At 44.4% G+C, this 13,046-nt stretch carries 13 protein-coding genes and 1 pseudogene; 7 read left to right on the top strand and 7 right to left on the bottom strand.

From position 1 onward, the window contains the following. Positions 1-356 precede the first annotated feature (356 nt). The gene (locus QUB12_RS34175; protein ID WP_333310612.1) at positions 357-1,388 is read right to left on the bottom strand and encodes a hypothetical protein; all 1,032 of its coding nucleotides are present in this window, start codon (positions 1,386-1,388) and stop codon (positions 357-359) included. A 103-nt stretch (positions 1,389-1,491) separates the two neighbouring features. Here QUB12_RS34175 and QUB12_RS34170 point away from each other — a divergent pair, with 103 nt between their 5' ends. Both QUB12_RS34170 and QUB12_RS34165 read left to right on the top strand, forming a co-directional pair. Further along, the gene (locus QUB12_RS34170) at positions 1,492-2,427 is read left to right on the top strand and encodes a metallophosphoesterase (protein ID WP_333206664.1); all 936 of its coding nucleotides are present in this window, start codon (positions 1,492-1,494) and stop codon (positions 2,425-2,427) included. A 27-nt stretch (positions 2,428-2,454) separates the two neighbouring features. Further along, positions 2,455-2,937 carry a PD-(D/E)XK nuclease superfamily protein gene (locus tag QUB12_RS34165; RefSeq protein ID WP_333139600.1) on the top strand — a complete coding sequence of 161 codons (483 nt, stop codon included), beginning with the start codon at positions 2,455-2,457 and terminating at the stop codon, positions 2,935-2,937. Between the two features lie 225 nt (positions 2,938-3,162). On the opposite strand, the gene QUB12_RS34160 is transcribed toward QUB12_RS34165, so the two are convergent. After that, on the bottom strand, positions 3,163-4,038 hold the full coding sequence (locus QUB12_RS34160) for a DNA adenine methylase (RefSeq protein ID WP_333139602.1): 876 nt from the start codon (positions 4,036-4,038) through the stop codon (positions 3,163-3,165). 276 nt (positions 4,039-4,314) lie between these two features. Here QUB12_RS34160 and QUB12_RS34155 point away from each other — a divergent pair, with 276 nt between their 5' ends. The 3 genes from QUB12_RS34155 to QUB12_RS34145 all read left to right on the top strand — a co-directional run bounded on the left by QUB12_RS34155 (position 4,315) and on the right by QUB12_RS34145 (position 6,109). Beyond that, entirely contained in the window at positions 4,315-4,518 is a 204-nt protein-coding gene (locus QUB12_RS34155) for a DUF751 family protein (RefSeq protein WP_190657763.1), read from the top strand. Between the two features lie 344 nt (positions 4,519-4,862). Further along, positions 4,863-5,255: a PadR family transcriptional regulator gene (locus QUB12_RS34150; RefSeq protein ID WP_333139606.1), complete on the top strand. Its 393-nt coding sequence runs from the start codon at positions 4,863-4,865 to the stop codon at positions 5,253-5,255. A 320-nt stretch (positions 5,256-5,575) separates the two neighbouring features. Then, positions 5,576-6,109 carry a cofactor assembly of complex C subunit B gene (locus tag QUB12_RS34145; protein WP_333139608.1) on the top strand — a complete coding sequence of 178 codons (534 nt, stop codon included), beginning with the start codon at positions 5,576-5,578 and terminating at the stop codon, positions 6,107-6,109. Between the two features lie 350 nt (positions 6,110-6,459). On the opposite strand, the gene QUB12_RS34140 is transcribed toward QUB12_RS34145, so the two are convergent. After that, the gene (locus QUB12_RS34140) at positions 6,460-6,783 is read right to left on the bottom strand and encodes a DUF3155 domain-containing protein (RefSeq protein WP_006635576.1); all 324 of its coding nucleotides are present in this window, start codon (positions 6,781-6,783) and stop codon (positions 6,460-6,462) included. A 106-nt stretch (positions 6,784-6,889) separates the two neighbouring features. After that, positions 6,890-7,057 (bottom strand): hypothetical protein, encoded by a 168-nt coding sequence (locus QUB12_RS34135; protein WP_333310610.1) that lies wholly within the window; start codon positions 7,055-7,057, stop codon positions 6,890-6,892. A 124-nt stretch (positions 7,058-7,181) separates the two neighbouring features. Between QUB12_RS34135 and QUB12_RS34130 the strand changes: the two genes are divergently transcribed. Together QUB12_RS34130 and QUB12_RS34125 are read left to right on the top strand one after the other, a co-directional pair. Continuing rightward, positions 7,182-8,567, top strand: coding sequence for a HAMP domain-containing sensor histidine kinase (locus QUB12_RS34130; RefSeq protein ID WP_333301147.1), 1,386 nt, complete (start codon positions 7,182-7,184; stop codon positions 8,565-8,567). Positions 8,568-8,595: 28 nt separating this feature from the next. Further along, positions 8,596-9,288, top strand: a complete 693-nt coding sequence (locus QUB12_RS34125; protein ID WP_333139614.1) for a hypothetical protein — start codon at positions 8,596-8,598, stop codon at positions 9,286-9,288. A gap of 10 nt (positions 9,289-9,298) precedes the next feature. Here QUB12_RS34125 and QUB12_RS34120 read toward each other — a convergent pair. From QUB12_RS34120 to QUB12_RS34110, 3 genes and pseudogenes are all read right to left on the bottom strand, one after another. Then, positions 9,299-9,541 (bottom strand): annotated as a pseudogene (locus tag QUB12_RS34120) (hypothetical protein); the annotation flags it as partial. A 710-nt stretch (positions 9,542-10,251) separates the two neighbouring features. Further along, the gene (locus QUB12_RS34115; RefSeq protein ID WP_333139615.1) at positions 10,252-11,793 is read right to left on the bottom strand and encodes an ATP-binding protein; all 1,542 of its coding nucleotides are present in this window, start codon (positions 11,791-11,793) and stop codon (positions 10,252-10,254) included. Between the two features lie 170 nt (positions 11,794-11,963). Then, on the bottom strand, positions 11,964-13,046 hold a 1,083-nt coding region (locus QUB12_RS34110), incomplete at its 5' end, for a GAF domain-containing sensor histidine kinase (protein ID WP_333139616.1).

Raw genomic sequence — 13,046 nt, 5'->3', positions numbered from 1 at the left:
GTAAATAAGTTTGGTAGGGTGCGTCGCTGCGATATCTTGGATAAAACTTGCAGATTATAGATTGCGACGCACCTTACTAATGCCCGGTAAATAAGTTTGGTAGGGTGCGTCGCTGCGATATCTTGGATAAAACTTGCAGATTATAGATTGCGACGCACCTTACACGGGATCTCGTAATATTGTGTGTATCACATATACATGGAATATGCTGTATAAACGGAGGACACGGCACTGCCGTGTCCCTACAATTAATGGGGTATGGACACTCCAAAAGCCGTGTCCTCGGTATGATTCCGATGCAGCCGGAAACGATATAACATCTGTTTGAGAGTCTACAGATACAGACTATTTAAATTCTAATTAATCCCTCTCTCTAAAATAATCATTTCCGAACCAACAACCGGACTTCTAGCTATTAACTTGCCTTCCATATTCGCAATTTCTAACTTGCTGAAATCGAGTGAGTTAGCCTCCTTCCACATCTTCGTTGCTAGTTGATTTTGCTCAAGTTCGCTGAGTTTGTACCAATCTTCAGCGACTTTTACTGTCAAAATGCTGCTGGCAAAATTAGCTTGAACAGACTCAACTAAGCCGCCTCCCAGTCGATTCTTAATGTCAGTAACTTGATTTTGAATCGCAGCAATCAGAGACTGTTCGGGCGTCAGCGGTGGCGGTGGGATAATTTCTACTGGTTGCGGTTTTTCCGGCGTCACTAAATCGGGCAACTTGCTTTTGAATTTAGCAGAGATTTGCCCAGACGGTACGATCGCCTCTGGCGATTTCGGCGTTCCCGATGCCATAAAATCATCAAAGGTTGGCGACGGCTGCTGCGCTGCTGGCAAAGGCACTTTTGCTACTTTCTCCGGCGGTTTTGGCGAGAAACTGTTGAGAGTTAAACCGACTGCAACGATTAGAATTGCTGCTATGGCGGCGTTTAAAATTGGATCGGACAGCTTCTGGTTCGTAGATGGTGGCAGTAGCGATCGCACTAGGCGCACAATACTTTGCCAAAGTATACCGACGTTCTGTAAAAAGCTCCCTTCCCTGCGTTGGGATACAGACTTTTTATCAACTTTTACAGCAACTTTTGGTGGCACGCTGTTAACTTCCGCAGCAACAGCGGGAGGAGTTACTGTTGCTGAGTCAGAAGCGGTGGGCGCGATCGGCTTTTCTTGCTGCAACGGGGGTTCGGCTGGTACTTTTTTGCCTTTTTTTCCCAAATTCCCAATCGATGCCATCAAAGCTTTGATTGTCTGACTTTTGGGAACCGCGCTGCTGGCATTTTGAGTTTTGCTGCCAGTGGGGGCAGACTTTGCAGCCGAATCAACCTCCGGTGTCGGAGATTGAGAGGGTTCTGGAGTTGACTGGTTTAGTTGTTCTTCTGACATTTTCTCTGCCTTGGGGCGTTGCAAATATATCTAAAAGCGATAAATTTTTAGTTGAGCCATCTCAACCTTAATTTATCATTTCATTAGTTGTAACTGAATCAAAATGAGCATCAAACGCCGTCACTTTCTAATTTTAGGCAGTCTCAGCAGCTTAGGTTTGGCCGGAGTCTGGAAAATGTTTCAGCTTCGGACTGCCTGGGGTACAGACGCCCACGCTGCTGTGCCTCCTAACGTTGAGGCCCAAAGGGCGATCGTCCCTTTGCCGGCCTCACCGCCTATTTTACGCTTTATTTCGGTAGCCGACACCGGTACCGGGGCTGAAGGTCAGTATGCTGTGGCTGAGGCGATGGCGCAATATCACCGGGAAAACCCTTTTAATGTTGCTGTTCTTGCCGGCGACAATATCTACAATAACGGCGAAATTGAAAAAATTAATGCTGTTTTCGAGCGGCCTTATCAGCCCTTATTACAGCAAGGTGTAAAATTTTATGCTTGTCTGGGAAATCACGACATCCGCACTGCTAACGGCGATCCGCAAGTTAAATATGCGGGTTTTAATATGCAAGGTCGCTACTATACTTTTCGGCGAGATCCAGTACAGTTTTTTGCTTTAGATACCAATCACAATGCGGATTGGAAAAATCAGCTTGTTTGGCTGGAAAAAGAGTTGAGTCAGAGCACCGCACCTTGGAAAGTTGTGTTCGGCCACCACCCGATTTATTCCTCTGGCGTCTACGGATCTAATCAATCTTTTATTAAGACTTTCGCGCCTTTGTTTCAAAAGTACGGCGTGCAGCTTTATATCAACGGACACGAGCACAGTTACGAACGCACTCGCTCGATTAACGGTACGACTTATTTAATTTGTGGGGCCGGCGCGGGCACTCGTCCGGTGGGGCGTTCTGAGTGGACGGAGTATTCTGCTAGCCGCCTAAGTTTTGCGACGTTTGATGTCTATGAAGACCGGATGTTTGTCAGTTCTATCGGTACTGACAAACGGGTTTTTGACAGAGGGGTGATTCAAGTGCGATCGGCTTAATTCAAATTATATTCAGGAGGAAACAAAATGAATAGGGGTTTTAGAGCCAATAAAACTGGTTTTGTTTTAGAAACAACTGTAGAAGGTACGTTGAGAGGCCACGGATATCTCGAAATATGCCCCCAGTTGCCGAAAAAGCGCAAGCGAGATTGGCTCTTAATCTCTACTGAAAATCCCAAGCGATATGCTAAACAGGTTTATATCGGGTCTAGTATCTATGAAACTGAAATAAATGTCGATTTTTATATTGTTGGTTGCGGTTTATTTCCTCTGGGTCTAATTGTTGAGTGCAAGTGGCAAGAAGACAAAGGTTCAGTAGACGAGAAGTATCCTTACCTCAATTTAAATATAAAAAATTGCTATCGGGTTCCTACTATTGTTATAGTGGGCGGTGATGGTATGAGACAAGGTTCGATCGACTGGTTTAAAAAACAAATTCCTGACAATCAAAATCTGTTGGCAGTTCACAAGCTAGAAGGTTTTATTACCTGGGCTAACAAATATCTGTAACAGAAATTACGCAACTTTGCCGCGTCTGGCGAAACTAGGTATTGCTCCTACAAAATATGCTTAGGATCGCGAATTAAATAATTTACACTCTTGAAAGTGGGGAGTAGGGTTGGGCTTATAGCCCGCCCTTTCTGGACGGGCGGGACGCCCATCCCACAAGAACCATCACGCATTGTAAGTTATTTAATTCTCATTCCTTAATTATAGACTTGGCTTAAATAATATTTAAAATGAACGTATTAATAATTCCTTGATTTTCCCGCGCTTCAAACTATTAGAATTAATTCCCCTAGATGCTGAGATTTCAATTAGTTTTGGCAGAGATTTATTTGGGAAAGCTTGAGTATCGCGGTAGATTTTTTCGATAAAATCGCAGTTGGAATTAGACAGCATAACTTTCACGCCCCGTTCTGCAAGTTGGGCAAAAATATCTCTCAGTTTAAGCTGTTCCGATTCTTTGAAATTATCCCGGCTGTAAGTGGTGAAGTTACTGGTGGCACTGATTGGATAATAAGGCGGGTCAAAATAAACAAAGTCTTCGCGGCTGGTAGCAAAATCCAAAATTTCATCGAATTTTCTGACTTCAATTTGAGCGGGCGCGAGTAAAGATGAGACCGATCGCAGTAAATCGGCTTGACAAATGTTAGGATTTTTGTATCGACCTATGGGAACATTAAATTCACCTTTTGAGTTTTCTCTGTAGAGGCCGTTGTAACAAGTTTTATTTAGGTAAATCAGGCGTGCTGCTTTTTCTGTATCTGTTGTGTAGGAGCGCGATCGCACCGAGTAATAATAATCTTTATTGTCCTTGCTGTGTTCTGACTGGTGATCGAACAAAAGCTCAATTAGCTCCTCAACTTTATCCCTGACACAGCGATAAGCATTAATCAACTCAGGATTAATATCTGTTAAAACAGCTTGCAAACCAGGGTGCTGCTGTGCTAAGTAAAAAAATACAGCTCCGCCGCCCAAAAAAGGCTCGTAGTAAGTTGTGAACTTTTCAGGAAAATAAGGTTGATATTGTCCAATCAACCGAGTTTTGCCTCCTGCCCATTTCAGAAAGGGACGTGGCAAGACGAAAGAAGGTGCGGCAGCAGACATTTATCTAGAAATAACGGCCCTCTAATATTTATCACAACTAGAACTCAATAGAAATACTTCTGAAGTTCTTACCGGAGGTCGCGTGGCATTAAACAGACAGTGCCGGAGCGATCGGCGAAAAGTTTTCGTTAGAATTATATATGTCAGCTAAGCCTAGGCAAAAATGCCCGAGCGCCCGATCGGCAGATTTAGCTCCGGCTGTGCCAAAATTGTCTAACTCGCTCACAAGTGTTACCAGTCAAAGATTGTGCTGTAACACTTTACCCCACCAAGCTCATGCAAGATTTTATTAATAACGTCTCTCGCTACCCGCGCTTTTTCATTACGATATGTCTGGGAATTTTCTTTTTCCTGTTCGAGCGACTCAAGCCCCTGCTCGATCGACCGGCAACTGCGATCGCCCTGATTAGTTCGATTGTAGCGACTTTTGTCTTTCTAACTTTTACACTGCGGGCTATGTTAGGCCTGAGTTCGGTTTAAAGCCTGCGCTTGAACGCAAACACCAACGGCAAATTCAGTTAACACACTAATTCCCCAAGTAACTGCCAACTCTTGCAGGCGATCGCACACTTGACAATAGTCGTTGCGATACATTGGAAGAGGAAAAAAATTGCGCTAGTTACGCCCGCGCTGCTCAACCAAGGGGCAGGCAAACATTACCGAAGTGCAGGACAAGCGTTTGGGGCTATCAACATTCACTGGGGAAATACTGCACCTCTGTTTCCCCGGTGTCCCACTTAATCATTAGGAAGCGGCACACCCCGCCCCGCTTTCCTCTCCCGTTAACCTGACGGTATCACGAGAGTTTCCAGCGGACAAGACAGATGAAGTTTGAACATATCTATCAATTTTTTCAAGACCCCCCTCCTGTTTATCTAAACAAGGAATTAGCTGTGTGTTACATTCTCTCCGTGTTATTGCGCGGAGATTCCTACGGTACAGAACTGATTGGCCAACTAGAGAGGGAATTCCCCATCTACCGACTTTCTGATACCGTTCTCTACAGCGCTCTGAAATTCCTCGAAGATGAAGCCGTAATCACCGGTTACTGGAAAAAAGTAGAAGGACGCGGCCGCCCCCGTCGGATGTATCAAATCCTCCCTGAGTGGCGGCACCAAGCTCAAGACCTCGCTCGTCTCTGGCATGAGTACATTGGTCAGGGAAACGGCGCGTCCGAGCGTCGTTCCCGCGCCTTAGAAACTGGTCAGACGGGTTAGCCGAGTTGGAATCGGATGCCTAAACCCTGGAGATGCTGGCGCTACTTGCAAAGCGATTTGCCTGATTGCCTTCGCTTTGCTCGATCGCCCGCCGCACACCGATTAAAGCAGCTACACAACGTCAGGACTTACGCACGGTCACTTGAGAATTAGGGATGATGGGGAGATAGGGGAATTGGGTGATGGAGAGCAAAACGCCTTGCAGAAGAAGCTTTCTGCGAATTTTGATAACAAAGTGTCTGCGTAAGTCCTCGATCGCTTTCGTATGTAAAGTTCTGTAAAGTAATAGTAGATCATTTAAATTACACAAACTTCTACCGATGGATACTGCTGTTCTTCCTTCTACCTTTGTGCTAACGCTACTGCTGGCTGTTGGCTTGTTTTTCTTCATCAAGGCTTCAGTCAAAGATCGAATCGAACAAGTCAAGCTGGCTTCCGAGAGCGCCCAAGAGTCACTGTTAACCGACTTACAACAGTATTTTGCCCAGAGAGCTTACCGAGTTGCAGCCGTCGATGCCCCCAACTATAAAGTCACGTTTGAGGGTTTTGTCAGGCCGAGTTGGTTTCTAGCTATTTTTCTAACTCTGCTGAGTGCAGGCGGCGCTCTGTGCTTGGGACTGGTTTTGGGAATGCTAGTTCCCCAACAAGGTCAAATTTTCCTAGCTTTGGTACTGCTGTCCCCGCTGGCGGGGGTATTTTACTGGAAAAAAGCTGGACGCTCTGAGCAAGTCTCGCTCAAACTCGAATCAGTTGCTGAGTCGGGAAGCCCAACCAAGAGCTTTGTTACTGTCAGAGCTCACCGGGATGAACTAGCAGCCATGCAAAAAGCTTTAGATTTGAAACCGATCGATTAAAAGTTTGACGCGGAACGTTTTTTGATATGCTAGATGCCGTAGTTAGACTTCTAGCTGACAAACCGATGGCTCAAGAGCGGCTTTCTCGTTGATAAACCCGTGGCTGTTTTTTTGATCCACTTGTTCGATCGACAAAACAGTCAAAAAAAACCATTATCGTGAAAGTGCCAATTGTGGCGATCGCCCTTGGGGTGCGATCACGCCTGTTGCGATGGCTCCTTATACCCTAATTTCTAAGGACTTTTCGCAGAAATTTCAGTTGGCACTCTCCAGACAATGAGAACTCTCGCGCTTTTGTTAAAAGACTTAGAAAAACATTGCTGTCAATGTTTTGAGCTAAACATTTTGAGCTATGCGCGGCTGGCTGACACCACAGGAATTTTTTCCGTGGTAGCTTCCAACATCACCTTTAAGCTGGGAAACAAGAAATGGTTTTCTTCTACGTATTGGGCTCCAAATAAACCTTTTTCAGCCCAGAAGTATCTGTCAGTGGTATGCTCGTTACGCTTGACTAACAGCAAAGCTGGGGGAGCAATGCCTTCTGCATGGATGAACTTGCGAGCCGCTGTTACGGGTTTATCTTCGCCGCTCTCGATGCTATATTGAGGCACACACTCTAAAATTCTGCGTCCTTCTTGTCGGCGGCGACTCTTGCGTTTGCGTCTCCTGGCCAATTTCTTTACCTCCTCTGTGAGCAGACAGTATGAGCAGACAGGTTGTAATGATAGCTACCAAATCCGAGGCCAGTATATCCGTTCTAGCTCAAAAAATCAACTGTTTTTAATATATCGACATAATCTTAACATTCGTGCCGATCGACAAAAGTGTAGCGGTTGTGGTATGGTTGGCCGCAAGTTCCGGCAAGAGCCAAGCTTGGGGATCGGTGGAAGCTGCGCCGACGGCGATGCGGGGCAATTTGGGTTCATGAAAGCCCCATGCCTTCAACATAGCTGTCTTCTATCAAAGGGAAGAAACCTGAAATCTAGAAGTCTCTCATCAGTAATCGGTGGCCGATCATTTGTAATTTACTTAGAATTCCGTTAGATATCTTAATGATGTGGCGCTCATGTTAATGCCAGCCAGTTCAGAATTTGTCAAACTTTGCCGCTCGCAGGTAGCCATCGCCGTTAGTTTGGGAGCGAAATTCAGCGCGGTATACCTGACACAAGAGCTCGTAGAAGGCAGCGAAGCAAAGTTGGTGCCGATCTCCGTTTACCCAGAAACCTCAGCCGAATCGGAAGAAAATCAGGGGTTGAGGTTGCAATCTTCCGAAAGCTCGACAGTGAAACCGGTACCGCGACTGCTGGCGCCGCCTGTTCGGCCTGTGGAAGAATCAACGGTAGGGGCGATCGCACCCGATCGACTTCCGGGTAAGGAGCGCACTTCCCATCAGTGCCAAGGCCCGGAGAATGTGTGGCAGCAGCGGATGCAAATTGTGACGCCTCTGATACACGAGGGAGCTGTAATGGGACTTCTAGTCAGCGGTAGGCAAGACAGGCCTTGGAACGAGCGAGAGGAGGCTCAAATACAACAAATTGCTCGCACCTTAGCCCTAGCCTGCATTTTAGACCAGCGATCGCAGTGGATGCAGCAGGAATTGGGTACGAGTCGGCAAATCCAGGCTCAGGTTTACGACACGATGCACAATTTGCTGCATCAGTTCAAAAGTCCGCTGACAGCGTTGCGAACTTTTGGCAAGCTGTTAGCACGGCGGCTGGTACCCGAAGACAAAAACCGCAATGTGGCTTTTAGTATTGTCCGAGAGAGCGATCGGCTGCAAGAGTTGCTCAGCCAGTTCGATCGAACTGTTGACACCGGCGAAGCACATCTAAAACTGCGATCGGGCACTTCAGAAAAAGCAATGTCCAATGTGGAATCAATCCGGCATTCTCCCCTGTCGCTGTCACCTGCGGCCAATGTCCAGGAATCCTGTTTTGTTACAGAAGTCTTAAAACCGCTGTTAACTTCCGCCGAGGCGATCGCATCCGAAAGGCATCTGAAATTGGTAGCCGACATCGAGGCGGATTTGCCACCAGTCTCCGCGAACGATCGAGCTTTGCGCGAAGTTTTGAGCAATTTAATTGACAATGCTTTGAAATATACCCCTGCAGGTCGCCAAATTTATATTAAAGTAAGGTACAAAGCAGCGGATGGCGATCGGGAAGGATACAGCCAATTGCCAGCCATAGCAGTTGCCGTCAGCGACACAGGTTCCGGCATTCCCCCCCAAGATTTAGAGCATTTATTTGAGCGGCACTACCGGGGAGAAAAAGCGCAGACCGAAATTCCCGGCACAGGATTGGGTTTGGCGATCGCCCGCGATTTAGTCCGCCAAATGCAAGGAGAAATAGAAGTATTTTCCCCTGTCAATCCTGAATGGCTGCCATCGGCGGAAACTCACTTATATCCAACCGATAGCGGCACTACATTTGTGGTTTGGCTACCCGTGAATAAGTAACGAACTCTATTGCTTGGAGACATTTTTTATGAAGCATCTGCCTTTCTTCGATAAAATTCCCAATTTTTCAAATTCTTTAGAAGTTTTCAAAAAACACTTTTTTCGTGTACGGTTTTTAGCTGCTTTTAACATTCTGACTGTTCTGATTTTGGGCGGGCTGAGCGTATACGCAAAACTCAACAACCAGGGAGACGGAGTTGAACGCCTGTTTAGCGATCCTTTTAATTTCTGGTTCCCTTACGAAGGCATTCTCACCGGAGTTTCCGAAGTCCTATGGTGCATCCCAGTCGCAATTTGTGCATTTACTTTCGGAGTGGTGCGCCAAAAAGACCCGCGGAGTCGATCGGCGATCTTCTTATTTTTTAGTGCTTTACTACTCGGAGTCTTTTTCCTGGATGACAGGTTTCGGATGACTTTGATTCTTTCTCGATTGGGAATATCTAGCAAATTAATTAATTTATGTTATGGTAGTGCTGTTTTCCTTTACGGAGTTAAGTTTTGGCGATACATCAAAACCACTCCTTACCTGCCATTAGTCGCAGCATTCCTCTTGTTTGCTATCTCACGCTTTGAGGATCGTTTGGAGTCTCAAAGTCTAGGAGTACACGCGATGTTAGAAGATGGCACTAAATTATTAGCCCTTCTGAATTTAACACTGTATTTTTGGCACGTATGTCATCAAGAAATAGGGCGACATTTGCATCTGAGGGAAGAACCTTGAGCAGATGATTTTACAAAAAAAGCCGTTGCTCAATTAGGGTATCACTAAGCAACGCGGGCGATCGCATAGGAGCCAAATAATTTCTTTGATTTTGATATGGAATTGAAAGAGCGGCAGATTTTAGATAGTGAATTAAAAATCGAAGGGAATGTCTTAGCAACAAGTTGCCTGAGTGAGAATAACAAATATTTTTTGGTTTCACACGAGCTAAATAATGTCTTAACCTTGTATTTTCGCCCTCAACTATTGTGATACAGCATATTCCATGTAGATGTAGATCGCGAGAAACCGGGTTTCGAGCAACAGAATCAGTAATGATACGAGAACTGTAAAGAAACCCGGTTTCTGGGGTGCACTTCATAAACCTAGAATACGCTGTATATGGAATAAGCTGTCGCGCATTTAAACTGTATATTCAGGGCGGGCGGGACGCCCAACCCCTACTCCCCACAAGACTTTAAATTTTTTTGACATACAATTTAAAGGCAGAACAGCTTATGCTGTATTTTTACGACACAGTTGGTAACGTCTGCGAACATATTGTTAAAAAATATAGCGGTTCTCAAGCGTTGTGAGGTATGGGGGCTTTGTCCTATGCCCTATGCCCTATGCCCTATGCCCTATGCCCGCGTGAGCACCTCATGTTACTGAGAAAGGCTATATATTGAAAACCAATACAATTACAGCGTATCCCAGCTTTATGAAGTGCAGCTTTAGACACGGCAATGCCATTCCCCTACGGGGATTGAGCCATCAGGGGTTTACTTCATAAACCTGTAATCTGCTCTAAGTTAGAAGAATGTGGCTAAAGCCGCAGTGGCTATCCCGACCCCAGAAGGGGGGGACTTGCTGCGGGGAAAAATTCAGTCATAATTTTGATTAATGAGCAATTACCAATTAGCAATTACCCTATTCTCATGCAACTGAAAAACGGTATACGATCAATTCAGCCCGATGAGTTTTCTAGGCATTCGCTAGGGCGGCGATGTTAGTGCATTTACAGATAGTCGGCAGCTCAATAATAAACTGCGTTCCCTGCTCTGGCTTAGAAATACACTCCAATTGACCACAGTGCTTTTCTATTAGAATTTTTCGGCTGATTGACAATCCCATGCCTGTACCTTTTCCTATGGGTTTAGTAGTAAAAAAGGGAGTGAAAAGTTTAGCACGAACTGTTTCTGTCATGCCCAAACCATTATCAGCAATTGTTATCAGGATGCGGGAATCCGAGCTAATGTTGTCATGGGAATTGCCTGGTACAACTTCAGTCCGAATCAAAATCTGGGGGTGAAAAACTGCACCATCTCCTCTTTCTCTACTTAGCCGCTCTTCTAAAGCATCTATAGCATTCGCTAAAAGGTTCATAAACACCTGATTGAGCTGACCGGCATAACAGTTCACCAGCGGCAATGCACCATAGTCTTTTATCACATTAATAGCAGGGCGATCGGACTTAGCCTTTAGTCGGTGCTGTAAGATCATCAAAGTGCTATTAATGCCTTCGTGGATATCGACTGATTTAATTTCAGTTTCATCCAACCGAGAAAAATTGCGTAGAGAGTGAACAATATTGCGAATGCGTTCGATCCCTAACTGCATGGAAGAAAGCAATTTTGGTAAATCATCTATGATAAATGGCAACTCTCCATCTTCTATTTCATGGATAATTTCTGCTTCGGGTTGCGGGTAATACCTTTGGTAAAGATTCACCATATTAATGAGTTCTTTAATATAGTCGTTGGCGTGGGAGAGATTGCCGTAAATAAAGTTAACCGGATTGTTAATTTCATGAGCCACACCTGCAACTAATTGACCGAGACTAGACATTTTTTCACTTTGAACTAGCTGGAGTTGTGTTTCTTGGAGTTCTTTGACAAAATGATCTAAGGCAACAGATTTTTGGTGCTCTTTTTCTTCACTGAGACGGAGTGCTTTCTCTACTTGTTCGCGTCGCTCTATTTCAGCCTGCAAACTCTGACTCAGAGAAAAACTTCTCAAAGCTGTTAGAATCGTAGTGTATAGCTTTGATGTCGTTAATTCAGTTTTAGTTTTATAGTCATTAATATCGTAATTGATAATAATGCTTTTTTCAGGTACTTGTCCGGGTTGACCCGTGCGTAAAATAATTCGCACTAAATGATTGCCTAAAACTTCTCGGACATATTTAACAAAGTTTAAGCCAGCATCATCTGTTTCCATAATTACATCAAGTAAGATGATGGCAACATCAGGATTTTCTTGGATTAGCTGTTTAGCTTCACGAGCGGAGTAAGCATTAATGAAGGTTAAAGATTTATTTTCAAAGACAAACTTCCTTAGTGAAATTTCGGTAGCGGTGTGAACTTGAGCCTCATCATCTACAACTAAAATTTTCCAGCTTTCACTCAGTTTTTCTTCTGTGGTTTCATCTGCAAATAATATCTCGTCATCCGAGTCCATTACTTCGGCAAAGTATACTGTTTCTGGAGATGGTGGAGTTAAGAAATCGTCAAAATCACTTTTCATTGCTGTACACCTTTATTTTTTACTAATGTGTAGGTTTGAAGTTAGAAAACCTGTTAAGCAAAAGGCAGAAGGGAGAAGAGTTAGACAGCAACCTTTTCAGTCATCCTTATTTTACTTTTAATGAGGTGAACTTACTTAGTTATCTTGGCCAGGAAATCGGAATTGTAACTCTACATTGGTGAATCAAGTTGCATCGGTAATTTAATAATAAACTTGGTTCCTCTTCCCACCTCACTTAGACATTCAATTTCACCTTTTAGTTTTTGGGTGACTAAATTGTAAACAATATGTAACCCTAACCCACTGCCACCTTGACCACGCTTAGTGGTAAAGAATGGATCAAAAATTTTACTTAAGTTTTCTGGGGGAATACCTTTACCTTCATCGGCGTATTCAAACCTTAGCCGATTGCCTTCTTGCTCCCAAGCAAAGATTAGTTCCCCAGAAATCCCTGGTTCGTAGGCATGAATCAGAGAATTGATTAGCAAGTTTGTCACAACTTGGGACAAGGCTCCTGGATAAGAATCTATAGCAATTTTGCTATCTCCCTTAATTTTAAGCGAATGTGGGCTATTTTTCAACTTTGGTTTTAATTGTAATAAAATTTCATCAAGATAAGGTCTGATCTGGAAAGTACGCCGTTCTTCGCTAGAGCGATCTACTGCTACTTGCTTAAAGCTTTGAATCAATGCTGCCGCGCGCTCTAGGTTAATTAGAAGTGCCTTACTGCTTTGGGTAGCAATATCGACAAATTCTTCTAAATCCGATCGCTTCATTTTGCCACTTTTATAAAGAGAGGCAAATTCTGTGGTATTTTCTGCCAAAGCTGAAGCAACCGTGACACCCACTCCGATGGGAGTATTAATTTCATGGGCAACACCAGCAACTAATCCTCCCAGAGATGCCATTTTTTCAGATTCGACTAGCTGAGTTTGGGTGGCTTTTAAAGCCTCTAGGGTGTTCGATAATTGTTGAGTCCGATCGCTCACTAATTGCTCTAAGTTTTGATTAAACTCCTGTAAATTTTTGTAAAGTTGAGCATTCTCAATGGAAATAGCAATTTGGGCAGATAACAGTTTTAACAATTCTAGGCGATCGGTAGTAAAAGCCCCTTCAGTCAGGTTATTTTCCAAATAAAGAATGCCTGTCAGCTTACCTTGGTGCAGCAGAGGAGTGCAAAGAATAGACTTCGGTTGAGTGGCTGCAATATAAGGATCGCGGGTAAATTGTCCCTCTTGGGCCGCATTATTTAA

Source organism: Microcoleus sp. B7-D4 (genome assembly GCF_036705125.1).
Taxonomy (GTDB): Bacteria; Cyanobacteriota; Cyanobacteriia; order Cyanobacteriales; family Microcoleaceae; genus Microcoleus.
This window is presented reverse-complemented; position numbering and strand designations above follow the sequence as displayed.